Annotated in this window: 22 protein-coding genes and 1 tRNA gene; 19 read left to right on the top strand and 4 right to left on the bottom strand. The window is 46.4% G+C overall.

Annotated features, from left to right (window positions below):
- Positions 1-41: 41 nt before the first annotated feature.
- Positions 42-1,823, top strand: a complete 1,782-nt coding sequence (gene uvrC, locus FTX54_RS12540) for an excinuclease ABC subunit UvrC (protein ID WP_147803452.1) — start codon at positions 42-44, stop codon at positions 1,821-1,823.
- Between the two features lie 158 nt (positions 1,824-1,981).
- Entirely contained in the window at positions 1,982-3,232 is a 1,251-nt protein-coding gene (locus FTX54_RS12535; RefSeq protein ID WP_147803453.1) for an aspartate kinase, read from the top strand.
- Positions 3,233-3,375: 143 nt separating this feature from the next.
- On the opposite strand, the gene FTX54_RS12530 is transcribed toward FTX54_RS12535, so the two are convergent.
- The 4 genes from FTX54_RS12530 to FTX54_RS12515 all read right to left on the bottom strand — a co-directional run bounded on the left by FTX54_RS12530 (position 3,376) and on the right by FTX54_RS12515 (position 7,742).
- Positions 3,376-6,192 (bottom strand): MMPL family transporter, encoded by a 2,817-nt coding sequence (locus FTX54_RS12530; protein WP_147803454.1) that lies wholly within the window; start codon positions 6,190-6,192, stop codon positions 3,376-3,378.
- On the bottom strand, positions 6,192-6,635 hold the full coding sequence (locus FTX54_RS12525) for a MarR family winged helix-turn-helix transcriptional regulator (protein ID WP_147803455.1): 444 nt from the start codon (positions 6,633-6,635) through the stop codon (positions 6,192-6,194). The genes FTX54_RS12530 and FTX54_RS12525 overlap by 1 nt, the downstream gene beginning before the upstream one ends.
- Positions 6,636-6,713: 78 nt before the next feature.
- Positions 6,714-7,061, bottom strand: coding sequence for a hypothetical protein (locus FTX54_RS12520; protein ID WP_147803456.1), 348 nt, complete (start codon positions 7,059-7,061; stop codon positions 6,714-6,716).
- 264 nt (positions 7,062-7,325) lie between these two features.
- The gene (locus tag FTX54_RS12515) at positions 7,326-7,742 is read right to left on the bottom strand and encodes a DUF2507 domain-containing protein (protein WP_147803457.1); all 417 of its coding nucleotides are present in this window, start codon (positions 7,740-7,742) and stop codon (positions 7,326-7,328) included.
- 262 nt (positions 7,743-8,004) lie between these two features.
- Between FTX54_RS12515 and FTX54_RS12510 the strand changes: the two genes are divergently transcribed.
- The 17 genes from FTX54_RS12510 (at position 8,005) to clpX (ending at position 25,770) form a co-directional block, all read left to right on the top strand.
- Complete coding sequence (locus tag FTX54_RS12510) at positions 8,005-9,354, top strand: TrkH family potassium uptake protein (RefSeq protein ID WP_147803614.1); 1,350 nt, start codon at positions 8,005-8,007, stop codon at positions 9,352-9,354.
- A gap of 354 nt (positions 9,355-9,708) precedes the next feature.
- Positions 9,709-10,323: a succinate dehydrogenase cytochrome b558 subunit gene (locus FTX54_RS12505; protein ID WP_147803458.1), complete on the top strand. Its 615-nt coding sequence runs from the start codon at positions 9,709-9,711 to the stop codon at positions 10,321-10,323.
- Between the two features lie 22 nt (positions 10,324-10,345).
- Positions 10,346-12,118 carry a succinate dehydrogenase flavoprotein subunit gene (gene sdhA / locus FTX54_RS12500; RefSeq protein WP_147803459.1) on the top strand — a complete coding sequence of 591 codons (1,773 nt, stop codon included), beginning with the start codon at positions 10,346-10,348 and terminating at the stop codon, positions 12,116-12,118.
- Entirely contained in the window at positions 12,115-12,888 is a 774-nt protein-coding gene (sdhB, locus tag FTX54_RS12495) for a succinate dehydrogenase iron-sulfur subunit (RefSeq protein WP_147803460.1), read from the top strand. Before sdhA ends, sdhB begins: the two co-directional genes overlap by 4 nt.
- Before the next feature lie 95 nt (positions 12,889-12,983).
- Positions 12,984-13,427, top strand: a complete 444-nt coding sequence (locus FTX54_RS12490; protein ID WP_147803461.1) for an acyl-CoA thioesterase — start codon at positions 12,984-12,986, stop codon at positions 13,425-13,427.
- A gap of 63 nt (positions 13,428-13,490) precedes the next feature.
- A complete protein-coding gene (locus tag FTX54_RS12485; protein WP_187254509.1) occupies positions 13,491-14,333 on the top strand; it encodes a PRD domain-containing protein in 843 nt (280 codons plus the stop codon).
- A gap of 226 nt (positions 14,334-14,559) precedes the next feature.
- The gene (locus FTX54_RS12480) at positions 14,560-14,823 is read left to right on the top strand and encodes a phosphocarrier protein HPr (protein ID WP_147803463.1); all 264 of its coding nucleotides are present in this window, start codon (positions 14,560-14,562) and stop codon (positions 14,821-14,823) included.
- On the top strand, positions 14,823-16,538 hold the full coding sequence (gene ptsP / locus FTX54_RS12475; RefSeq protein ID WP_147803464.1) for a phosphoenolpyruvate--protein phosphotransferase: 1,716 nt from the start codon (positions 14,823-14,825) through the stop codon (positions 16,536-16,538). Before FTX54_RS12480 ends, ptsP begins: the two co-directional genes overlap by 1 nt.
- A 265-nt stretch (positions 16,539-16,803) precedes the next feature.
- Complete coding sequence (locus FTX54_RS12470; protein WP_147803465.1) at positions 16,804-17,283, top strand: MarR family winged helix-turn-helix transcriptional regulator; 480 nt, start codon at positions 16,804-16,806, stop codon at positions 17,281-17,283.
- A gap of 21 nt (positions 17,284-17,304) precedes the next feature.
- Entirely contained in the window at positions 17,305-18,144 is an 840-nt protein-coding gene (gene racE / locus FTX54_RS12465; RefSeq protein WP_147803466.1) for a glutamate racemase, read from the top strand.
- Between the two features lie 456 nt (positions 18,145-18,600).
- Positions 18,601-19,371 carry a ribonuclease PH gene (gene rph / locus FTX54_RS12460; protein WP_147803467.1) on the top strand — a complete coding sequence of 257 codons (771 nt, stop codon included), beginning with the start codon at positions 18,601-18,603 and terminating at the stop codon, positions 19,369-19,371.
- Positions 19,361-19,954 (top strand): XTP/dITP diphosphatase, encoded by a 594-nt coding sequence (locus tag FTX54_RS12455; protein ID WP_147803468.1) that lies wholly within the window; start codon positions 19,361-19,363, stop codon positions 19,952-19,954. The genes rph and FTX54_RS12455 overlap by 11 nt, the downstream gene beginning before the upstream one ends.
- Positions 19,955-19,967: 13 nt before the next feature.
- Positions 19,968-20,483 (top strand): metallophosphoesterase family protein, encoded by a 516-nt coding sequence (locus FTX54_RS12450; protein ID WP_147803469.1) that lies wholly within the window; start codon positions 19,968-19,970, stop codon positions 20,481-20,483.
- A gap of 90 nt (positions 20,484-20,573) precedes the next feature.
- Positions 20,574-20,650: transfer RNA gene (locus FTX54_RS12445), tRNA-Arg, on the top strand.
- 979 nt (positions 20,651-21,629) lie between these two features.
- The gene (locus FTX54_RS12440; protein WP_147803470.1) at positions 21,630-22,649 is read left to right on the top strand and encodes a tetratricopeptide repeat protein; all 1,020 of its coding nucleotides are present in this window, start codon (positions 21,630-21,632) and stop codon (positions 22,647-22,649) included.
- Between the two features lie 137 nt (positions 22,650-22,786).
- Positions 22,787-24,091: a trigger factor gene (tig, locus tag FTX54_RS12435; RefSeq protein WP_147803471.1), complete on the top strand. Its 1,305-nt coding sequence runs from the start codon at positions 22,787-22,789 to the stop codon at positions 24,089-24,091.
- A 413-nt stretch (positions 24,092-24,504) separates the two neighbouring features.
- A complete protein-coding gene (gene clpX, locus FTX54_RS12430; RefSeq protein WP_147803472.1) occupies positions 24,505-25,770 on the top strand; it encodes an ATP-dependent protease ATP-binding subunit ClpX in 1,266 nt (421 codons plus the stop codon).
- The last annotated feature ends 68 nt before the right edge of the window (positions 25,771-25,838 follow it).

Here is a 25,838-nt window from a genome sequence, read left to right as displayed (position 1 = left end):
GGGCACCTCCTTTCTGTCCTTTTCAGGCAGGAGGATTTGTAATGGACGCTTTAAAAGAAAAATTGCAGCTTATTCCGGATCAGCCGGGATGCTATCTTATGAAAAATAAGCAGGACACGATCATCTACGTAGGAAAAGCAAAGGTACTCCGCAACCGGGTACGTTCCTACTTTACCGGCTCCCACGATACAAAAACCCAGCGGCTCGTCAGTGAAATCCGCGATTTTGAATATATAGTGACTTCTTCAGATCTCGAAGCACTCGTCCTTGAACAGAATTTGATCAAAAAATATGAGCCACGCTACAATATTCTTTTGAAGGATGATAAAACGTATCCTTTTTTAAAAATTACAAAAGAAGAGCACCCCCGGCTTCTGACAACGAGAAAAGTGAAAAAGGACGGGGCAAAATATTTCGGTCCCTATCCGAATGCCCAGGCGGCCAACGAAACAAAGAAGCTTCTCGACCGGCTTTATCCACTCCGCAAATGCCGGACGATGCCGGATCGGGTCTGCCTTTATTATCATATCGGCCAGTGTCTGGCACCGTGTGAATTTACGGTCACGAAGGAAAAAAATCAGCAGATGATTAAAGAAATCTCCGAGTTTTTAAACGGAGGCCATAAAGAAATTAAAAATAACATTACAAAAAGGATGTACGAAGCATCAGAGGCGATGGATTTTGAGCGTGCGAAAGAACTCCGGGATCAGGTGAAACATATTGAAGCTGTCATGGAAAAACAGAAAATGACGATGACAGAACAGACGAACCGTGACGTTTTCGGCTATCAGGTCGACCGGGGCTGGATGTGTGTTCAGGTTTTCTTCGTGCGGCAGGGGAAGCTCATTGAGCGAGATGCCTCTATGTTTCCTGTTTATCAGGATCCGGTGGACGATTTTTATACGTTTCTTGGACAGTTTTACCTGGAAACGCAGCATAAAAAGCCGAAAGAGATTTTCGTTCCTTCCGAGACCGATGCCGATATAATCAGCGAATTTCTTGATGTGAAAACCGTGCAGCCGAAGCGGGGTCAGAAAAAAGAGCTGGTGGACCTGGCCATAAAGAATGCGGGGATGGCGCTTGCTGAAAAATTCCAGTTGATCGAAAGAGATGAGAAGCGGACGGTTAAAGCAGTGGAACGTCTTGGAGAGGCAATGAATATTGAAACTCCCTATAGAATTGAAGCGTTTGATAACTCCAATATTCAGGGAGTTGACCCTGTGTCGGCGATGGTATCCTTTATAGATGGAAGACCCGACAAAAAAAATTACCGGAAATATAAAGTAAGAACCGTAGAAGGTCCGGATGATTACGAATCGATGCGGGAAGTCGTGCGCCGGCGTTATACACGTCTATTAAAGGAACAGCTTCCGCTTCCGGATCTGATCGTCATTGATGGGGGAAGCGGACAGATCTCCTCTGCCCAGGAAGTGATTGAACACGAACTGGGACTGACTATTCCAGTGTGCGGACTGGCAAAAGACGACCGCCACAAAACATCCCAGCTGATGATGGGGGATCCTCCCCGGCCCGTGAATTTAAAAAAGACGAGTGAAGAATTTTATCTTCTGCAGCGCGTTCAGGATGAAGTGCACCGGTTTGCTATCAGTTTTCACCGGAATGTCCGTAAGCAGACGATGTTTACCTCCGTCCTTGATGAAGTGGAAGGTATTGGCGAAAAAAGAAAAAGAATGCTTTTAAAAGAGTTCGGCTCGTTAAAGCGTCTTAAAGAGGCGTCAGCCGAAGAAATCGAGAGAGTAGGAATCCCTCAGCCAGTTGCCCGCGCCTTAGTGAGTGCCATTCAGCAGGATAACGATAAATAGCCTTTAATCCCGTTTGTCAACAAACCTGCCTTTTGTTACGCTTTTAAAGGTGATAATTTTCACAGAAAAAAGTGAAAGTTCTGGTTTTCCAGTCGGTGGGAACCGACAGGATAAAATACAGCGTTTGATTGCGGAAAAATAAAAGGAGGCAGACTACATTGGCTACGATCGTGCAGAAGTTCGGTGGTACTTCCGTCGGAGATACGGACAAGATTAAGCGGGTGGCACAGCGTATTAAAAAGCGTATGGATGCAGGGCATAAAGTTGTCACAGTCGTATCTGCGATGGGGAAATCAACGGATAAGCTTGTTGAACTGGCAGATGAAATAACGGATCAGCCGGATCCAAGAGAAATGGATATGCTGCTGACAACGGGCGAACAGGTTACCATCTCCCTGGTGGTTATGGCTCTGAAGGAAATCGGAGTGGAAGCTGTATCGCTGACAGGCTGGCAGGCAGGTATTGTAACGGAAGAAGTTCATCAGGATGCACGGATTACCGATATTAAAACGGATACTCTGAATCAGCACCTTAATGATGGCAAAGCCGTTCTTGTTGCCGGTTTCCAGGGTGTCAGTGAAGAAGGTAATATTACGACACTCGGCCGTGGCGGCTCTGACACTACAGCAGTAGCCCTCGCCGCAGCTCTTGATGCAGAATCATGCTCTATTTTTACTGACGTTACCGGTGTGTTCACGTCGGATCCGCGGTATGTGAAAAAAGCCCGGCAGCTCGGCAGTATTTCTTATGACGAAATGCTGGAACTGGCTTATCTCGGAGCAGGCGTGCTCCATCCGCGGGCAGTGGAATTCGCCAAAAACTATAATGTAAAACTGATCGTACGTTCCAGCATGGAAGATGTGGAAGGTACAATGGTTGAGGAGGAAGCATCAATGGAACAAAATTTAACGGTACGTGGACTGGCATTCGATGATAACATTACAAAAGTGACCGTGGAGCGTCTTCCGAATCACTACGATACGATGTCCAATCTCTTTAAGCTGCTTTCCGAGGAAGGCATTAACATCGACATAATTATTCAGCAGATGACTTCTGATCACGGTATCAACGTTTCCTTTACAATTGATTCCGGGAAACTCGGAAAGACGATGGATTTAATCAACAGCCGGAGAGAAACGCTCTGCTACAGTGAAGTTCATCATGAAAGCTCCCTTTCGAAAGTTTCTATCGTCGGCTCAGGAATGATTTCCAATCCGGGTGTTGCTGCGGATATGTTTAAAGTACTCGCCGACGAAGAAGTAGCGATTAAAATGGTCAGCACATCGGAAATTGCGGTTTCCGCCGTAGTTCCGGAAGTGGATATGATCCGTTCTTCTGAAGCACTTCACACGTACTTCGGCCTGGATGAAAAAGAACAGGAAAAAATAGAACTCGCTAAGCAGGCTTAAAAGTCGTTCTTAAATAGAACCAGCATTCAAAAGGCGCCATGACAAAAATTGTCATGGCGCCTTCTGTTTTAACGGATGCAGGTTTTGAACTCCTCGTTCATGACGCTGATATTCTGGGCATTTCCTGCCGACTTTGCAGCAGGTTATTTTTTCCCCGGTGCTTTAAACGGCAGCCAGTTTTTATCTCCGAACAAGCGGATCATCAATGGAATGAACAGCGGCAGCATTACAAATGCATACAGCAGAAGACCCGTCAGTACGAGCGTGCCTATCTGTACGAGAGAGAGCACTCCCGAAGGCATCATAGCACCGAATGTTCCGGCAAGGATGATAGCCGCTGATAAAATGACAGTACCGATTTTCGTCATCGCTGTCATGAGAGAATCGTTTACACCCTGGTGCTTCATATTCTCCGCAAAACGGGCCATTAAAAAGATGGAATAATCAACTCCAAGTGCCATCAGCATGACGAATCCAAAAAATGGCACCGCCCAGCTTATACCTGGATATCCGAGGATCGTAACAAAGATCAGCTCCGTTACCGCCATGGAAATCACGTAGGTGGCAATGAGAGAAGCAAGGATGTAGACAGGCATGATCAGAGATCGGAGCATAACGATCAGCACGAGAAAGATACCGCTGAGCATAATAACGGCAGTCCGGAAGAAATCATTGTCCGAGATCTCGGACAGATCCGCATTCACAGCAGGCAGTCCGCCTAAAGAGTAGGTGAAGCGGTCAGGCCATTCGTTCATGGAGCGGCTGACCTGCTCATCTATTTCGTCCATAACCACCATCGCTTCATTGCTGTAAGGATCTATATCAAGCACGACGTCAAAGGTGGCAACACGGCTGTTTGGCGTAGTATAAAGTTCCGCAAGATCATGAAACTCTTCTTCATCAGCAGCTTCTTCGGGTACAAAGAAACCTTCAAGAGGGTGCGTTTCCTGATCCGCAGTTTCAGCAAGAAGGGAGGAAACATCACCCAGGCCTTCTTCTATTTCCTCGAGGCCTTCAATCAATTCATCAAGCGAGTCCGCTATTTCTAAAAATCCATCTCCAAACTGGTTGAATCCTTCTGTCAGCTCCTCCTGTCCTTCCTGGAGAGAAGACTGCGCTTCTGCAGATTCACGAATGCCTTCTTCAAGCTCCTCCTGTCCGGAAGCGGCCTCGTTCGTTCCTTCTGCCGTTTCGTTGAGACCATTCTCAAGCTCTCCCATTCCGGCACTGATTTCTGCAATCGCGCCCGAAGTGGAAGCATCGAGAGCGGGACTAGAGCTTATTTCTTCCAGGCTTCCTTCCAGTTCTGCAAGCTGGGTGGCAATTTCATTTTGAGAGGCAGCGATATCCCGGATTCCCGCCGTCGATTCCTCCAGACCACCGGCTGCTTCTTCAAGCCCTGTTTGAAGCTCTCCGGAACCATCAGCCAATTCTTCGCTTCCTTCCGCTGCTTCCCGGGCACTTTCTTCTTCACGAAGGGACGTCTGCAGTTCTTCAAGTCCTTCCGTGACTTCTTCCACGCCTTCCACTGTTTCATCGACGCCGTCTCTCAGTTCCCCGGTGATTTCGGGAATCCTGAAATCATCGAGAACGACTCCATCCGGACGTGTGAAACTGCGGACTTCCTCCACTTCTTCAATAGATGCTACCTGCGCAGATACGTATTCGATAATCGGAAGCATGTCCGGATCATCCCAGTCTTCTTCTGCTTCCAGGACAATTTGTGCAGGAAAGGAATATCCGACTCCAAAACGCTCAGAAACAAGATCGATAGCTTCTACCGAATCCGTTTCCCCGCTGATTTCATCAAGTGAGTGAAAAGAGACCCGCTGATCATAAAATAGAAAAGAGGGAACAACGAGAGCAATTAATATAAGGGAGGTCCAGCCCGGGCGCAGCATGGAAAATGTACCCAGTCCTTTCCAGATTCTGCTGTCTGTTGATTCAAGTGCCCGTTTGGAGGGCCAGAACAGCTTATCACCGAGCAGAAGCATGGCCGGCGGCACCCAGATAATTAATGCAAGCACAAGCATTACAATACCAACGGCGACGCCGGCTGCAGACTGATACAAATCAAAATCGGCGAGTCCAATCGCGGCAAAACCGATAAACCCGGTAAGGGCACTTGAAAAGACGGTAGGCCCGACGGCTCGGTAGGTTTCAATAACTGCTGTTTTTCTCACGGGATGTCTGGCGAGCTCTTCTTTGAATCGGTTCATAAGAAGGATGCAGTAATCGGTGCCGATGCCAAACAAGATGGCCACGATAAATATCTGGGTGAAATTGGAGACTGGAAAATCCATTCTCTCTATTAAAAAAGAAACGATAGGGACGGTTACAAGATAAGCGGCTCCTACTGTTATGAGCGGAATGAGTGGAGCTGTCACGGACCGGAAAACGAAGAGAAGAATAGTAATGACAAAGATAACAGTAATAATTTCCGTCGTCGCGAGTCCTTCTTCGGAACTGATAATGACATCATCTTCTACAATTGCAGCTCCGCTGACGTAATTCTCTGTTTCCGGATCGGCTGCCAGCTGTTCTATCTGCGGGCGTACTTCAGGCACATCGTTAACGGTCATGTCCATCGATAAGACAGCCATTAATGTTGTTTCATCGTCACTTATCAGAGATTCATTTTCTTCCGAATCAAATGGAGTCGTAATTTCTTCTATCGGGAAACCTTCTATTTCAGAAGGGAACGAATCCAGAGTCTCAGCTACAGAATCAAGCTGCGAGTCTGAAAGGCCATTCTCTTCAAAATAGACGAGAAGAATCTCTTCTCCGGCGGATCCTTCATTTGCCTGGAGTATGTCGGAAGTGACAGCCGTCTGGTATTCATCGGGGATATCGAACTGTCCGCGCTCTCTGACAAGCTGGTCCATATCAGGGCTGGTCAGGAAAAGCCAGGCTCCCACAGCAATCCAGAGAAAAGGAAGAACATAAAGCAGGCGGTGCATCAATAATCCTCCTTCAGCAGCATCTCATTCAGCTTTTCGTAAACCTTTAAAAAACCTTCGAGTTCCTTTTCATTGAGCTCTTCAAAAAATGGGCGGATAAAAGCAGTCATTGCCTGTTTACTTTCATCCAGTACAAGCTGACCTTCCTGTGTCAACGTGATTTTCATGCTTCGTCGATCCATACTGTCTTCTTTTCTTTCAACAAAGCCCCGGTCTTCCAGTCTTGCTATCTTAGTCGTTACGGCACTTTTGTGGACGTCTGTTTCTTTCGCTATTTCCTTTGCCGTCATGGCCCCTTTGCCGTCGAGGACGCGCAGTATTCCAAACTGCTCCAGTGATATCGGCATGGCTTTTTCGACCATGACTCTTTCCAGCTTCTTTGTTGCAAACAAATATACGTTGGCATACTGTTCAATCAGTTCCAGTAGTCTTTTTTCTTCCATTTTTGCCGCTTCCTTTCGTTTTAAATTGGGAAATCAATGATAATCATGGCAAAGACTGCTCCTTTATCTTGAGCGGTGTTAAAGTTCGCTGATGATTTGTGCAGGAGACTTCGTTTCAGTTCTGCCATGGAGGAGATTTACAGGCGGTCTGCCGGGATTTTGACGTCTTTCTTCCACGGGCTGTGTTTCCGCTTCGTTTTTACTTTTATTAAGGCTGCCTTGAAAATAAAGCAGATAAGTGATAAACAGGCGCTTTCGTTTCCATGGGGGCGCAGGACCGGCTTCAGCTAATCCCGTCCTCCCAGCGGTCGTGCGGGGTGGAGCTCGTCCTTCATGGCCCTGGTGCCGCCCCATCTCCACTCCAGGCCACGGTAAAAAGACAGAGCAGCATCTGCCTGCTAATAAAGAAAACCCCTTCTTGAACATTGTTCATACCTCCTCTATAGAGGGGAAGTTCCCTTCCTGCAGAAGGCCATTTTCATGCCGCATGGTGCAAGGCTTCTTCATTTATAGTTTACCCTATAAACTAGATTGGTGCAAAATAAAAGAGGCTGTCTCAAAAGATATATCGAGACAGCCTGGAAAGCACGTGTGGAGCCGGATAGGGTGTTAAAAAGCCTGTTACGGGAATTTGTCGAACAGGCTTCTGCCCGTGCTCCTATCGTTTTGGGACAGCTCCTTTTCAAAGATCTACTCTTCCGTGACAGAATCCTTTTTATCCCACCGGACAGTAATACGAACGGTCAGTGGCTCTTTGTTCTTTATTTCATACGTTGCTTCTGCAAGAAGGCCTTTTTCCATTTCAGCAGTCTGTGCGATAACTCCAGTTTCAAGAGTGAAAGGTCTGGAGCTGTCTTTTGCAGTCGTTTCCACTTCGTATATACGTTCGTATTTTTTCTCCTTTACCAGATGGAGCGTGCCCCACTGGGCCTGTGCAAAAAAATCTGTAAGGTCGGACGCTGCCATATGGCAGCGGTGCCTGACGAGAGCCTTGCCGGCCCAGTATAATATTGCGGGTTCTTCCTCTCCGAGAAGCAGAGGGAGAAGTTCGTGCCTCATCAGGTCGTAGCCGGAACGGACTTTTTGATTGACTGGTTCATTTTGCATCTGCTTTCATCCTTTGTAAGTATCGTTGGTTCAGTTTTCAGACAAATCCCACTTTCCTGCATGGTTTAAGTTTTACTCTTTTCTCCGTTGGAAGGCGGAAGCAGGCCTCAGCCGGATTTTGTCTTTAGTCTGACTGTCTGTTGATTTTATCATAACATTTAAATAAATGGATATTTCATTTCTTTTCTCCTAAGTGTATGGAAGGGGAGGTAGGAACGTGATATACTAAAGCGCGAAATTACTAGAAAGTTTGGTGTTGATTATGCGCCTCGGTTTATCTAAATTTTTAAGCCCGTTCAGAACGATTGTGGTCTCCTATATACTTGCGATGATATTGTTTAGTTTTCTGCTTTTTCTTCCATTCGTTACTCAGGATGGAGTCACAGTTTCTTATTCGGATGCTTTATTTACAGCAGTGAGTGCAGTGAGTGTAACCGGGCTTACGGTACTGAACGTTTCCGAGACGTTTAACTGGCTCGGTATCCTTTTCTTAGCCCTTGGGATTCAGCTCGGAGGAATCGGAGTAATGACGCTGGGCACTTTCGTATGGATGATTATGGGGAAAAAGATTGCCCTGTCCCAGCGCATGCTTATCATGGTCGACCAGAATCAGATTTCCTTTTCCGGTCTCGTTAAACTGATGAGGGGAATTCTCGGTGTCGCTATCGGGATTGAGCTTATCGGAGCGATTGTTCTCGGTACGTATTACCTGAATTTTTTCGATACAGCATTTGAAGCCTATTATCAGGGGGCGTTCAGTTCTCTGGCTGCCTTTACTAATGCCGGGTTCGATATAACCGGCCAGTCGCTCGTGCCGTTTGTGGATGATTATTTTGTGCAGCTGGTACATATTCTGCTTATCTTTTCAGGTGCAATCGGCTTCCCGGTACTGATGGAAATACGGGAGTACTTCTCCTCTAAAAATCCGAATTTCCGTTTCAGCTTATTTACTAAGATTGCCACATCCACCTACTTTATCGTCTTTGCGATAGGAGCGGCAGGACTCTGGCTGATCGAACTTACAGAATTTTATGAAGGAATGAGCTGGCACCAGCAGCTGTTTTTCTCGATGTTTAACTCCGCTACTGCCAGAAGCGGCGGACTGTCTACGATGGATATGAACGATTTGACACTCGCGAGTCTCCTGCTAATCTCAGGCCTGATGATTATCGGTGCCAGTCCTTCGAGTGTCGGGGGCGGTATCCGTACGACAACACTTGCCGTAATGTTTTTGACTATCCGCAGTTTTGCGATGGGACGTAGTGACGTTAAAGTATTCGGAAGAGAAATTCATCCGGAGGACAAACAGAAAGCGTTTATCGTTCTCTCTGTTTTTGCTGTCGGTCTTTTCATATCTGTCATTATGATTTCTGCATTTGAGAGCAGCGGCGAATTTGCTCTGATGGCGATTATCTTTGAAACGAGTTCGGCTTTCGGAACTACGGGTCTGTCCATGGGGATTACTCCTGATCTGTCGCTTCCAAGTCAGCTCATTCTGATGATTCTGATGCTTATCGGGCGTGTAGGACTCGTTGCCTTCTTATTCTCGATCCGGGCACAGGAAAAGAAAACGCACTTTAAATATCCTACAGAACGGATTATTATCGGTTAATAGAAATAAAAAACAGAAAGATATGCGGACGAAAAGCGGCAGTGCAGAAACTGCCGCTTTTTGTAATAATTAAACAGCGGGCGAATTCAGCCCCACATATTTCCGGAAAAGTCTAAAATCCGTATGAAAATATGATACAATTTATTACGGAAAACCGTTCGATTTAGTCTGACAGAATAATATCTTAACAAAATAATCTGTGAATCCGCTTTCTTGACTGCCGAAGTCTGGGGGAGTAAAATTAAAACTGTCAAAAGCCTTCTGGAATCTGCATTCTGCAGGACGTTATACAGGGAAGGGATTCACGTTTATGCGACTTCATCGTTCGAAATCATCGTTTTAGGGGGAAGACAGATGTCAACAAATCGCGAGTTTTTGTTCCGCAGGCTTCATTCTTTACTTGGAGTTATACCGATCGGTGCCTTTCTGATTGTCCACCTCTCGGTTAACTGGTTTGCTACAAGAGGTCCTGATGTTTATAATCAGGCTGTCAGTTTCATGGAGGGACTTCCGTTCCGCTACGCCATGGAAGCATTTTTCATTTTTATTCCTATCATTCTCCACGCTGTTTACGGGTTGTATATTGCATTTCAGGCTCGTAACAATACGTCCAATTACGGTTATTTCCGCAACTGGATGTTCCGTATGCAGCGCATTTCCGGGGTTATTGTACTTATCTTTGTAGCCTGGCACACGTGGGAAACACGTATTGCTTCGGCATTTGGCGCAGAAGTCAACTTTCAGATGATGGAAGATATTTTAGCAAATCCTGCTTTACTTATCTTTTATATTATCGGTATCACAGCTACGACGTTCCATTTTGCCAATGGGCTTTGGTCCTTTTCCGTTACATGGGGAATTACAATCACACCTAAATCGCAGAAAATTGCTACATACGTAACGGCAGGTATTTTCCTGGCACTAACATTTGTCGGTATCCGTACCGTACTTGTTTTCGTCGGTATTTAGATAAAAGAAGGAGTGTCGATTCATGAGTAAAGGTGATGTAATTGTCGTCGGCGGCGGACTAGCCGGACTGATGGCAACAATTAAAGCAGCAGAAAAAGGAAAGCACGTAAAATTATTTTCAATCGTTCCGGTAAAACGATCCCATTCTGTCTGTGCACAGGGCGGTATTAACGGAGCGTTAAATACAATGGGGGAAGGGGATTCCACGTGGGAGCATTTTGATGACTCCGTTTACGGTGGAGATTTCCTTGCCAACCAGCCTCCGGTTAAAGCGATGACAGATGCAGCTCCGAGTATTATCCACCTTCTTGACCGTATGGGTGTCATGTTTAACCGTACACCGGAAGGCCTTTTATCCCTCCGCCGTTTCGGTGGAACGCAGCACCACCGTACGGCTTATGCCGGAGCAACGACCGGGCAGCAGCTCCTCTATGCACTGGATGAGCAGGTGCGCCGTCACGAAGCAAACGGTCTCGTATCAAAGTATGAAGGCTGGGAGTTCCTGCACGCCGTACTGGATGATGACGGAGCGTGCCGCGGTATTACAGCGCAGAACCTTAATTCATCTGAAATTGAAGCTTTCCGTTCCGATGCCGTAATTATGGCGACCGGCGGACCTGGGATCGTCTTTGGTAAATCAACAAACTCGATGATTAATACAGGTTATGCAGCCGCTGCTGTATATGAGCAGGGTGTTTACTACGCCAACGGGGAATTTATTCAAATTCATCCAACTGCCATTCCAGGGGACGATAAACTGCGTCTGATGAGTGAGTCTGCACGAGGGGAAGGCGGCCGTGTGTGGACATACGACGAAAACGGCAAGCCGTGGTATTTCCTTGAAGAAAAATATCCTGCATACGGAAACCTGGTTCCACGTGATATTGCGACACGGGAAATCTTCCATGTCTGCGTTGATCTGAAACGCGGAATCAACGGAGAGAATATGGTTTACCTTGATCTGTCCCATAAAGATCCGAAAGAACTGGATATTAAACTCGGCGGAATCATGGAGATCTACGAAAAATTCATGGGGGACGATCCTCGTAAAGTTCCTATGAAAATTTTCCCTGCAGTTCACTACTCCATGGGCGGTCTCTGGGTCGACTATGACCAGATGACTAACATACCGGGATTGTTTGCGGCCGGAGAGGTCGATTATTCGATTCACGGAGCCAACCGTTTAGGTGCGAATTCCCTTCTTTCTTCGATTTATGGAGGAATGATTGCCGGACCAAATGCGGTTAATTATATCAATGACCTGGAGCACTCAGCTGAAGATCTTCCGGATCAGGTGTATGAGCGTCAGCTTCATGAAGATAAAGCGCTTTTTGATAAAGTGCTCAATATGAAAGGGAAGGAAAATGCGTTTGAAATTCATCAGGAACTCGGACGCTGGATGACAGAAAACGTTACCGTTGTCCGCGATAATAAACGTCTGAAAGAAACCGATGAAAAAATTCAGGAGCTTCTTGAGCGCTATGAGAACATTAATCTTGCAGACACGGCGAAGTGGACGAACCAGAGTGCCATGTTTGTACGTCAGCTGAAATCCATGCTCAATCTTGCCCGCGTTATTACGCTCGGAGCTTATAACCGAAACGAAAGCCGCGGAGCTCACTATAAGCCGGAATTCCCTGATCGGAATGATGAAGACTGGCTCAAGACAACAAAAGCCCAGTACAATTCGATAACGAAAAATCCGGAATTCGAGTATGAAGAAGTTGACGTGTCGCTCATCACTCCACGTAAGCGCGACTATACTTCAAAGAAAAAGGCCGGTGAAAAAGCATGACGACAGAAACAGCAGAAAAGATGATTGAACTTTTAATCGTCCGTCAAGAAGACCCTGACAGCAAACCGTTTGAAGAAAAATTTTCGATTCCTTATCGTTCCAATATGAACGTAATTTCCGCACTGATGGAGATCCGCCGCAACCCGGTTAATGCGGAGGGGCAGGACACGACTCCTGTAGCATGGGATGCGAGCTGTCTGGAGGAAGTATGTGGCGCCTGTTCTATGGTTATTAATGGAAAACCGCGCCAGTCCTGTACAGCGCTGATTGATAAACTGGAGCAGCCTATCCGTCTGGAACCGATGAGTACGTTCCCGGTTATGCGTGACCTGACCGTGGACCGCAGCCGTATGTTCGACTCCCTGAAGCGGGTTAAAGCATGGGTTCCAATTGACGGCACTTATGACCTCGGTCCTGGACCAAGAATGCCGGAAGCGAAGCGCCAGTGGGCGTACGAGCTTTCGAAGTGTATGTCCTGCGGCGTCTGCCTGCAGGCATGTCCTAACGTAAACGATAAGTCCGAATTTATCGGCCCGGCTGCGCTTTCCCAGGTCCGCCTGTTTAATGCCCATCCAACAGGTGCCATGCACAAAGCTGAGCGTCTGGAAACGATCATGGATGGAGACGGTGGTATTGCCAACTGCGGAAACTCACAGAACTGCGTAGAAGCATGCCCGAAAGAAATTCCGTTAACTACATCGATTGCGGCACTGAACCGTGCGACGACGCTGCAGTCGTTCAAGAACTTCTTTGGTTCTGACACAGTATAATTAGTGAGCGGCAGCTGCTCTCCGAGAGAGCAGCTGTGCTTTATTTAAAAAATATGAATGATTAATCATTCATAAAATCAGAAGGAGGAATTTTGATGGCACTGCCTGCCTACATAGAAAATCCGGAAACATGGGAGAAAGAATTTACGTTTTTCGATTCCTTGAAAGTGCGTTTTTCAGAAACAGATGCCTTTGGCCACGTAAATAACACGGTAGCTTTCGTTTATTTTGAACAGGCACGTATCCATTATTTTGAACATCTGGGACTGATGAAAGAGTGGGTACAGGGTCCTCACATGATCGTCACCGGCGACCTTCAGTGTGATTATGTACGTCAGGTTAAGTTTGGTGAAGAACTGGAAGTCGGTGTGAAAGCAGCTTACGTTGGCCGAACGTCAGTTGATGTTCATTACATGATAAAAAATGCCGACGGGAAACTGTGCATGACCGGCCGGGGCAGAATCGTGCAGATTGATAAGGAAAAAGGGGGTTCTGCACCCTGGAACGAGGACATGCGGGCTGTACTCGAAACGGCTTAACGGCTTGCGCCGGCTTTTGTAACCCGATATGATAAAAGAAGACATATGCGGGAGGATCGGCTGATGGAAGGGACATTTTTGGTATCAAAAACAGTGAATAATAACGTTGTTATCTGCAGAGCGGTAACAGGAGAAGAAGCAATTTTTATTGGTAAGGGGATCGGATTCGGCAAAAAAAGTGGAGACGATTTTGAAGCTACAAATTACGATAAAGTCTACGCTCTTGTTAATGAAGAAGAAAGAGCACGCTATTACGAGCTTGCTTCGAAAGAAACGGAAGAAACGATGCTGCTCATCCACGAGGCGATTTCAAGAATTCATGAAGCAATCGGCGAGCAGCTGAATGAACGGACGCACTTTGCACTGACGCAGCATATCGTGCTCGCTCTGCAGCGGACGAGGGACGAAACCGGCATACAAAACCCTTTCTTAACGGAAACGAGATGGCTTTATTATGATACGTACCGTATAGCGGAGGATGTCGTTGCATACATTGATGCAGAGACCGGAATTAAGCTTCCGGAGGCGGAGATCGGTTTTATCACACTTCATATCCAAAGTGCCCTTGGACATTTGTCAAAGCAGTCACCGGATCTGCTGACGCGCTGCATTCATTATGCGGAAGAAAAACTGAAACGTTCGTTTATGAGGGATTCAGAAGGCTTCAGGCGTCTCGTCGAACATTTTCGGCAGATGGCAGAGCGTCCGCTTACGAGTCCTTCGACAGAGGTGGATAAAAAAATTTTTTTACTGTTGAAAAATGAACATCCGCTGTGCTACAATACTTCTCGAAACATCATCCGAATGATGGAAAAATCAACCGGCGTCCCTGCGGGCGACCGAGATGCTGTTCAAACTATGCTGCACCTGCTTACGGCAGAAGCAGCCTCATATGATAAAGCGTAGTTTACGTGTAACTGACAAGATCAGGCATGAGTAGATGGGCTGGATATCGGTAAATGTATTTTTACATTTACCTGCTTCCTCCATTTATTCATGCTTTTTTTGTTATAAAACTTGCGTAAGCTGCCGTTCATTTGTATGATATTAAGCATATGAGCGTTAGTTTGCTTCATCTTTCGGGAATAGTACAAAAATACCACTATTATAACTATTGAAGGAGTGTTCGATTATGGCAGAACAGACGTATAAAATCACAGCAGAAACAGGTATTCACGCACGACCGGCAACGCAGCTGGTAAATAAAGCAGGCCAGTTTGAGTCGGAAGTTACATTGAGCTATAACGGTAAATCCGTTAATCTCAAATCTATCATGGGTGTTATGTCTCTTGGTGTCGGCCAGGGATCCGAAGTTACGATTCAGGCAGAAGGACCGGATGAAAAGGAAGCAATCACAGCGCTTGATGAAGTGATGAAGCAAGGACTGGCGGAATAATGAGTACAAAGCTGACGGGAATTGCAGCCTCTGCTGGAATCGCGATCGCAAAAGCTTTCCGCTACGAAGAGCCGGACCTCACTGTTGAAAAAAAGACAGATGTGGACGCCGATTCTGAAATAAAAGACTTTGACGCTGCTCTGGTAAAATCCAGAGCAGAGCTTGAAGTAATAAAAGAAAAAACGCTTAATGACATGGGAGAAGAGCACGCAGAAATTTTCTCTGCCCACCTGCTCGTTCTGAGCGATCCGGAATTTGTAGATGCGATCCGCCAGAAGGTTCAGGATGATAAAGTGAATGCCTCTTTTGCCCTCGATGAGCTGGCTAATCAGTTTATTACAATGTTTGAAAGCATGGACAACGAATACATGAAGGAACGTGCAGCGGATATCCGCGACGTTTCCAAACGGGTTCTGGCCCATCTTCTCGGAAAGCCGATTGTTTCTCTCGCAGAGCTTAACGAAGAAGTAATCATTGTCGGTGAGGACTTAACTCCTTCCGATACGGCGCAGCTGAACAAGGAATTTGTTAAAGGGTTCGCTACAAATATCGGCGGCCGCACCTCTCACTCTGCCATCATGGCCCGTTCCCTCGAAATTCCTGCAGTTGTGGGAACGAAGTCGGTAACGAAAGATACGGATCAGCATGCCACCGTCATTATCGATGGCATTTCCGGCACTGTTATTATCGATCCGAGCGAGGAAGAGCTTAATGAGTATAAACAAAAGCACGCCGAGTATGAAGAACAGAAAAAAGAATGGGCCAAGCTTAAAAATGAGCCCTCTGTTTCAAAAGACGGTTCACATGTAGAGCTGGCAGCCAATATTGGTACTCCGGACGATCTGGAAGGGGTCCACGGCAACGGAGCAGAAGGAGTCGGCCTTTACCGGACCGAGTTCCTTTACATGGGCCGGGAGTCCCTGCCATCCGAAGAAGAACAGTTCAAGGCTTATAAAAAAGTAGTGGAATCACTAAACGGCGGACCGGTCGTTATCCGTACGCTTGATATCGGAGGCGACAAAGAACTGTCATACCTTGACCTGCCGGATGAAATGAATCCATTTCTCGGATTCCGCGCGATCCGCCTCTGTCTGGAAATGGACGATATGTTCCGCACGCAGCTCCGCGCTCTTCTCAGAGCAAGTGCATTCGGCAACTTGAAAATTATGTTTCCGATGATTGCTACGCTTGAGGAATTCCGCCAGGCAAAGGCTATTCTGGAAGAAGAAAAGCAAAAGCTTCAATCGGAAGGCACTGAAGTAAGCACGGAGCTGGAAGTCGGCATTATGGTGGAGATTCCATCGACTGCTGTAATGGCTCCCCAGTTTGCGAAGGAAGTGGATTTCTTCAGTATCGGTACAAATGACTTAATTCAGTATACGATGGCTGCAGACCGCATGAATGAACGTGTCTCCTACCTTTACCAGCCGTATAATCCGGCTATTTTAAATCTTGTGAAGATGGTTATTGATGCTTCTCACAAAGAAGGTAAGTGGACGGGCATGTGCGGTGAAATGGCCGGCGACGAAATTGCTATCCCGCTTCTTTTCGGTCTCGGACTCGATGAATTCAGCATGAGTGCTACTTCCGTACTTCCAGCCCGCAGCCAGCTCCTTAAGCTTGATAAGAAGGATGCCCAGGCTGTAGCAGAGAAAGCACTTACGCTCAACACCTCTGATGAAGTAAAGACACTTGTAGAAAACAAATTTTTATAATCCTTTCCCGTCTGTTTTTACAGACGGGTTTTTTATGAGAACAGGCGGCCCCGGGAGAAAATCACCTGAACTCTGTCTATGGAAAGAATTCTTATAAAAGTGATCAGGAAATCGCAGAAAGAGCGGCTGAATGAGCTCAGCAGAAAACATTTTTATCATGCAGGACAACAGCTTTCCGTCTTTTTGTTTCGAGGCTCTTGATATTTCATGGAAAACAAAGGACAATAACAAGTAATATATCGGTTTTCAGGAAAGGGAGAGGTCAATGGCGAATCAACAGGATGCTGTAAAAGTAGAACTGGAGCAGGTAGCAGCTATCGAAAAATCACTGCGCATGGTCGCAGATATAGTGAAGCAGAAGGGCCGGGAAATTCTAAATGAATTCCCTATCACCCCGCCCCAGTTTGTCGCGCTTCAGTGGCTGCACGAATTTGGAGATATGACAATTGGAGAACTTTCTTCAAAAATGTATCTCGCCTGCAGTACGACAACAGATCTCATCGACCGCATGGAAAAAAACGAATTGGTCGAAAGAGTGAAGGATACGAATGACCGCCGTGTTGTCCGCATACACCTGCTGGAGAAGGGACGGACAATTATTAAGGAAGTTATTCATCAGCGTCAGGTTTATTTGCAGAATGTTCTGGAAGGATTTTCTAAAGAAAATGTCGATTTTCTGGAAAACAGTCTGGATGTCCTGTTCGATGAAATGAAAAAAGACGCAGATACATGGAAGTCATTTTAATGAAGAAAGAGGCAGCATAACGTGAGCAGGTATACATCGAAGAATCACCATCCAATCGGAGTCATTGATTCCGGAGTAGGCGGTCTCACTGTAGCATCTGAACTGATGCGTCAGCTCCCGAAAGAAGAAATTCTTTACGTCGGCGATACATCAAGATGTCCCTACGGTCCGCGTCCGGAAGAAGAGGTCCGAAGCTATACGTGGGAAATGATTGACTACTTAATGACGAAAAACATTAAGCTGCTTGTCATTGCCTGTAATACGGCAACAGCCGTCGTTCTCGAAGAAGCTAAACAGCTGCTTCCGATTCCTGTTATCGGGGTGATTCATCCCGGAGCTGTTGCGGCATTGAAGGCGACAAAAAATCAGCATGTCGGCGTGATCGGGACGGAAGGAACGATTTACAGCGGAGCTTATCATAAAGAGCTGACGAGTATTAACAGCCGGGTGCGGGTTGTGAGCCTGGCCTGCCCCGCGCTTGTCCCGCTTGTGGAAGCGGGAGGATTCGAAGGAGAAAGGGCAGAACAAATTGTCCGGCAATCTCTGGAGCCTATGCTTTCCTATGATATTGACAGCCTGATTCTGGGCTGCACCCATTATCCGCTGCTTGCCAGGCTTCTTCCGCAGGTGCTTGGGGATGATGTGGAAGTAATCGCTTCCGGTGATGAAACCGCCCGGGAAGTGAGTACTCTCCTTTATTTTAAAGAGCTTCATTACAGCGGAGACAGAGTCCCGGAGCATCAATTCTTTACGACAGGTGCTGTAGAAGCCTTTTCGCAGATTGCATCCAGCTGGCTTAAACGGGAGCTGCCGGTGTTTCCCCTTCAGCTGGAAACTGCCGGTAGTCAGAATACGTACTGACTGTCAGCGGTTTTCTCAATGCCGGAATACTTCTCTTCGAAGAGGCTGGTCCTGGATATTAATGAGCTTTTTAAGCTGAGGAGCGTTCAGGAAACTGATGGTCCAAGACGCTGCTGTAGACAGACCTCTTTAAATGAGCACTATGATACCCTTTTATCAACATCCGGAGCAGACTTCGCAGAGAGGGAGTCTGCTCCGGTTTTTTATGAATTTTTTAAAGGGGAGACTTTCAGAGGTGCAATAACAGACTTTTTTCAACCATTGCCTGTACCTCACCCGTCGGGCACAGGGAGCGCAGGCAACGGGCATTAAGAAGCATGTGATTTCTGTTTTCAGAAAGACGAGAGGAAGAATTGAATTTCCAGCGGGGAAGTCGTATGATGGAAAATGGAATCTGCATGCTCGGAAAATGCATGATAAATCTGATACAATAGACATTTGAAGGAGAGTGAAACTATGCGTGCAAACGAACGTGAAGCGCATCAAAAACGTGAAGTGGAGATTATCCCTCACTATATAAAACACCCTGAAGGTTCCGTCCTTATTTCTTTCGGAGATACGAAAGTTATCTGCTCGGCCAGTGTGGAAGAGCGTGTACCGCCATTTCTGCGAGGGAAAGGACAGGGATGGATCACTGCTGAGTATGCGATGCTTCCTAGAGCGACCTCCCAGCGGAATATCCGTGAATCTTCCAAAGGAAAAGTGGCCGGCCGCACGATGGAAATCCAGAGGCTGATCGGACGTGCCCTGCGCTCTGTTGTCGATCTTTCGAAACTTGGGGAGCGCACCATATGGGTGGACTGTGATGTCATTCAGGCTGACGGCGGGACAAGAACGGCAGCGGTCAGCGGAGCGTTTGTAGCAGTAGGTCTTGCAGTGTCGGAACTGCTTGAAAAAGAAAAGCTCAAGGAAAATCCTATCAATGGTTTTCTTGCGGCGCTTTCTGTCGGTATGACGGATTCCGGCAAGGCTATTCTTGACCTGGACTATAAAGAAGATTCCACAGCGGACGTGGATATGAACGTTGTCATGAAAAGCGGCGGCAGACTTGTAGAAGTCCAGGGGACAGGGGAAGAAGCAACGTTTTCCCGCCGCGAGCTGAATGAAATGCTTGACCTTGCGGAAGACGGAATTGAAGAGCTTTTTGCGATTCAAAAAGAAATACTCGGTGATTTCGGTGAAAAGCTTTCTTTAATAGAGGAAGGACAGAAAACAAATGCTACGTGAAATCTTTATAGCGTCTAATAACAAAGGGAAAATTGAAGAGTTCCGCGCCTTTTTTTCTGCAAAAGATATAGCAGTCAGGTCACTCCAGGATCTTCCGGAAGAAATTGATGTTGTCGAAGACGGCGAAACATTTGAGGCCAATGCAGAGAAGAAAGCTGTGGAAATCGGACGAAAGTTCCATATTGCAGTTCTTGCAGATGATTCCGGCCTCGAAGTCGATGCGCTCAATGGGGAACCTGGCATTTACTCTGCGCGCTACGCAGGGGAAGAAAAAAATGATGAAGCAAACAATAAAAAACTGCTTCAGAAACTTGCAGGAAAAGATAATCGTACGGCCCGCTTCGTCTGTGCACTTGCTGTATACGATCCGGAACGGGGTATAAAAACGGTCCGCGGCACGGTCGAAGGGGAGATTGGCGAAACAGCTCACGGAACAAACGGTTTTGGCTATGATCCGCTTTTTTATGTCACAGAAAAAGATTGTTTTATGGCAGAATTGAACCGGGAAGAAAAAAATAAAGTAAGCCACCGCGCCAGAGCGCTTCACGAACTCGATGCGGAATGGCAGAAGTGGAGCAGCTAAGGAGGTTATCAAGTTGAAAGTACTCATTATGAGCGACAGCCACGGCTGGACAGAAAAAGTAGCAGAAGTTATTGACCGTCACAAAGATGAAGTAGAGGGATTTATTCACTGCGGGGATTCAGAACTCGAAGCCTCTGCTTCAATGTTTGAGAAGGTATCCGTTGTACGTGGCAACTGCGATATGGACAGTCAGCTGCCGGAGGAAAGAACCGAGGATATCAATGATCTTCGTTTTTTCGTCGCGCACGGTCATCTTCTCAATGTGAAATCAACGGAAATGAACCTGATCTACAAAGCACAGGAAACGGAGTCTGACGTTGTCTGTTTCGGACATACACACATGCCGACAGCCATTCAGGAAAAAGGTACAATTCTTATCAATCCCGGCAGTATGAGACTGCCGCGTCAGTATCCGGAAGGCACTTACGTTATTCTTGAAAAGAACGAAGAAAGTGTTCATGTATCCTTCCGTGATATGAAGGGCCGGGAAAGAGCAGACCTTACGAAAACATTTTCTTTAAACGGTTGACATGAAGGGGAGAATTGTTTATATTTAATATTGTCGCTGAAACGCGCCGGCTTATTTTAAACAGTTCTCCCCTTTACATATTTTATACGCGTCTCAGTAGCTCAGCAGGATAGAGCAACGCCCTTCTAAGGCGTCGGTCGGGGGTTCGAATCCCTCCTGGGACACCATTTAATCAAACGACTCAAACCCTTGATATTCAAGGGTTTTTCTTTATTTTGTAGTGTGTTAATTCTGTTGTTGATAAATATAGAAAACTCCGCTTCAGCTCTGCCGTGGAGGAGCTTTTCAGCTTCCTCGGACTTACGCCCTGCGGGATCTTCCAATCTCCTTTTTCCACTGGCGTCCGCCGGTTTCCGCTTCGTTTTAATTTTCCAATACAGAAATCCCGCTGTTTTAATCAAGAAGATACAAAGATATAAACCAGTGCCCAGGTGATTTTCCAAGGCGCCTGCGGAAAAAGAAAGCGGGAAAATCCTCCCGGACGCAAGGGAAGCCGCGTGCCCGGCAGGCGGAAGAGCCGCTGGGACTCCAAAAATAACACGGAGCTTTAACAGAGCTACTCATGCAAAAACCTTGCACCCTGAAGGATGAAAATGCCCTTTTACAGGAAGGGAATTTCCCATATATAAAGGTGGTATGAATGATTTTCAAGAAGGGATTTTCTTTATTAGATGGTAGATACTTCTTTATCTTTTTACCGTGAGCTGGAGTGGAGATGGGGCGACTCCTGGGCGATCAAGGACGAGCTGAAGATCCATCCCTGCCGACCGTGGGGAGGACGGGATTAGCTGAGACCGGCCCGCCCGGAAAGCGTCCCCATGGAAACGAAAGCGTACGTTCATCACTTATCAGTTTTATCTTCAAGGCAGCCTAAACTTTAATATTACCGCAGCGGCCCATTTCGGAATATTTTTAAAATAGAAGAAAAGCGGTTGAAAGCGTTTGAAAACGGGTAAAATAGTTATGTTTAACGAATTGGGAACCCCCATATATAAGGAGACAGGATTGTCTTTCTTCATAGGTCTTGATACACTGAAAGCGTTACTATAGATAAAGGTTTTATTTGGAGACGGGAAATTTTGTTTACATATTAAAGTCGTATCTGATTTACATGTGAAAATGCATGGAGAAAAAGGGGGCGGGGAGATGTCCAAACAGAAGCGCGATGATAACGTCGTGTTGTTTCCAGGGCTTATTTCCAGACTGGTGGAAAGAGGGATGACTGCGTTAAAAGAGAAAAGATATTACGATGCTTTGTCCTGTTTTTCGCAGACGGTGGAGCTCGAAGAACAGCATCCGCAGGCAAGATATGGCCTGGTTATTACCAACATAGAATTAAACCGGCTTCCGAAGGCGAAAGATTACTGCCGATCGATGCTTGAAGAAGGAATCGGTGATTATTATGAAGTGCTGCATGTCTACATATCTATTTTAGTTCAGCTTGGCGACTATGAAGAAGTGGTTACGATGCTGGAAGGCGTGATTGCAGAAGATAAGATGCCGGCATCAAAAGCGGAATCATTTTATCAGCTGCTTCAGTTTGCCAGGCAGATGACGGGGGAAGCGCAGGAAATTGAACAGGATATCGGTGAACCGGACCTTATCCGTCCGGCAGAAGAACTGCTCACCCAGCTCGAAGAAGGTAATGTGGATCAGCAGCTCAGTGCGATACAGCAGCTGAGCCGCTACAAACTGCAGGCAGTGACAGAGGCTTTCCGCAGTTTTCTTCTTGCCGAACAGAATAACCCGGTTCTCAAAAGCTACGTCCTGCAGCTCCTGAAGGAACTTGGATGTTCCGATACTTTTACTGTACATAAATTCGGAGAAACGTACGAAGTACATATAGAAGCGATGGAAGAAGTATTTCACGAAAAATTCGGCCGGGCCGTGATGGAGCGTCTTGAAAAAGAGCTTGATCAGGAAGACCCGACGATGCTGGATATGATCCGTCAAATGTGGTGGCACTTTTTATTTACTCTTTACCCAAAAGCTCCTGTGCCGAGAAATGCGGATGTCTGGGCGTGCGCGCTTCATCAGACCGGCATGCGGATGCTCAGCGGCCTGGAAGAGGATCTGAGCGATCTTTACAGGACGGAAAGGGAAGAGGTAAACGAAGCGGAAGAAGCGATCCATAAAATGGAATCTCTGGTCGTTCCTGAATATTGATTTACATACCGCGCAGAAGCGCATGGAAAGAATCACATTGAAATCGTTGAAATGGATTTTTGCTATGTTATAATAAGGTGGTTGTCAACAACAGTAAACGTAAAATATGAACTAGAATGTTGGAGGGAATATATCCTATGTCAGTAAATTGGGAAAAGCAAGAAGGCAATACCGGAGTCCTCACTGTCACAGTAGACAGCAAGCGCGTAGATGATGCACTTGATAAGGCATTCCAAAAAGTAGTAAAACAGGTCAACGTACCAGGTTTCCGTAAAGGGAAGGTACCTCGTCCAATTTTCGAACAGCGTTTCGGTGTAGAAGCTCTTTATCAGGACGCTCTTGATATTCTACTTCCGGAAGCTTATTCCGAAGCAGTCGAAGAAGCAGGTATTGATCCTGTAGACCAGCCTGAAATCGATCTCGATGATATGGCAAAAGGCGAGCCGCTTACGTTCCGTGCCACAGTCACTGTAAAGCCGGAAGTAGAGCTTGGCGAGTACAAAGGTCTGGAAGTAGAAGAAGAAAGCCAGGAAGTAACAGAAGAAGAAGTGAGTGAAGAAATTCACCGTCTTCAGAACGAACATGCAGAACTGACTGTCATAGAAGAAGGAGAAGTTCAGGAAGGCGATACAGTCGTCATGGATTTCAAAGGCTTTGTTGACGGAGAACCATTTGAAGGCGGAGAGGCTGAGAACCATACGCTTGAAATCGGATCCGGGCAGTTTATCCCAGGATTTGAAGAAAAGCTTGTAGGCGCCAAAGCCGGAGCCGACACAGAAGTAGAAGTGGAATTCCCTGAAGAATACCACGCGGAAGAACTTGCTGGTAAAGCTGCAACGTTTGAAGTGAAAGTCCATGATGTAAAGCGTAAAGAACTTCCGGCTCTCGACGACGAGTTTGCGAAAGACGTTGATGAGAACTACGAAACTTTTGAAGACATGAAAAAGGCTGTGCGCGAGCGCATGGAACAAGAAAAGCAGCAAAAAGTGGAAATGAACAAAAAGGATAAGCTCGTAGAGAAAGCAACGGAAAATGCTACTATCGAAGTTCCGGAAGCAATGGTCAACACGGAAGTCGACCGCATGCTCGAGGAATTCGGTCAGCGCCTTCAGTCCCAGGGCATGTCTCTTGATATGTACTACCAGTTCGCACAGACGGACGAAGAGGGAATGAAGGAACAGTTCAAGGAAGACGCTGAAAAGCGTGTCCGCATGAACATGACGCTGGAAGCAATCTCGAACGCAGAGAACCTGGAAGCAACTGAAGAAGATGTAGAAAAAGAGCTTGAAAACATGGCGGAAATGTACGAGCGTCCTGTTGACGAGATCAAGCAGCTTCTTGCTATGCAGGGCGGCACTGACGTGCTTAAGGGTGACCTTCAAGTCCGTAAAGCCATTGATTTCCTTGTAGATGAAAGCAAATCTGTACCGGCATCTGAATAATGGAATAAGTCCTGCTGCTGAGACTATTCAGCAGCGATGACTGTTTTTTTGACAGTCGGCGGACTATTTGTAATTCAGAAGCGGAAAACTGCAGAAAAAATAGTAACAACATGACAAGGCGCGAGATTCTCGTGCCTTGTTTTCTACATACATAGCCGTACGTTTGACAAAATGGAGAAGCTTCCTATATTCTTTACAAAGCTACCATTAGTACGAAGGCGCTTATAATAGGAAGAACTTAAAAATTATGATACACTTTACCTGTTGAACACCTCGTTAAGGTTGTCTGTAGGTTTTATTCCTGTTTCAGGAATACCAACGGAAGTGTAAGCCTTGCCTATATAAACGAAGCGAAATGTTTTGAGTATTCGCCTGACGTATGTTTCAATACTTATTAAGAGGGGTGAAAGTTGATGTTTAAATTTAATGAAGAAAAAGGGCAGCTTAAATGCTCTTTCTGCGGAAAAACTCAGGATCAAGTACGTAAGCTGGTCGCCGGCCCAGGTGTGTATATATGTGACGAATGTATAGAACTCTGCACGGAAATTGTAGAGGAAGAACTGGGAACGGAAGAAGAGGTGGAGCTTGAAGATATTCCAAAACCTCAGGAAATCCGTAACATTCTGAACGAATATGTTATCGGCCAGGATCAGGCAAAGAAAACGCTCTCTGTAGCTGTTTATAACCACTATAAACGTATCAATGCCAGCAGCAAAAGTGATGATGTAGAGCTTGCTAAAAGTAACATCTGTCTTATCGGCCCTACAGGAAGCGGTAAAACACTCCTCGCCCAGACACTCGCACGTATACTGAATGTACCGTTTGCAATCGCAGACGCGACTTCTCTTACGGAAGCCGGTTACGTCGGGGAAGACGTGGAAAACATTCTGCTCAAACTTATTCAGGCAGCAGATTACGATGTGGAAAAAGCCGAACGCGGTATTATTTATATCGATGAAATTGATAAAGTTGCCCGAAAATCCGAAAACCCGTCGATTACGAGAGACGTTTCCGGTGAAGGAGTCCAGCAGGCCCTTCTGAAAATTCTTGAAGGTACAACAGCAAGCGTACCTCCGCAGGGCGGACGTAAACACCCTCACCAGGAATTTATTCAAATTGATACGACGAACGTTCTGTTTATTATCGGAGGAGCGTTTGACGGCATCGATTCGATCATTAAACGACGTCTTGGTAAAAAGGTTATCGGATTTGGTTCAGAGACAGAAACGTCTCATCTGGAAGAGCACCAGTATCTTTCCAAAATCCTTCCGGAAGACCTTCTCCGCTACGGACTTATTCCGGAATTTATCGGACGTATGCCGGTTATCGCAAGTCTGGAATACCTCGATGAAGAAGCGCTGATTGAGATTCTTACAGCGCCGAAAAACGCGCTTATCAAGCAGTATGTTAAGCTTCTTGAGCTTGATGATGTCGAGCTTGAATTTACAGAAGATGCGCTTCGTGAAGTAGCCAAGCTTGCTATCGAGCGTAAAACAGGAGCACGGGGACTGCGCTCCATTATTGAGTCTCTCATGCTGGACGTCATGTACGATCTTCCTTCCCGTGATGACATTTCCAAATGTATTATCACCGGGGAAACGGTCCGCGATAAAGAAGCGCCGACACTGATTGATAAGGACGGCAGTAAGATTCAGCAGGAACCGAAAGAAAGTGCATAAGGAACAGCTGAGATACAAGGTGTGCAAAACCTGCGTTGCCATAAGGTTCCGGGGAGACGAGTTTTCTC

This window comes from Alkalicoccus halolimnae (genome assembly GCF_008014775.2).
GTDB classification, from domain to species: domain Bacteria; phylum Bacillota; class Bacilli; order Bacillales; family Salisediminibacteriaceae; genus Alkalicoccus; species Alkalicoccus halolimnae.
This window is presented reverse-complemented; position numbering and strand designations above follow the sequence as displayed.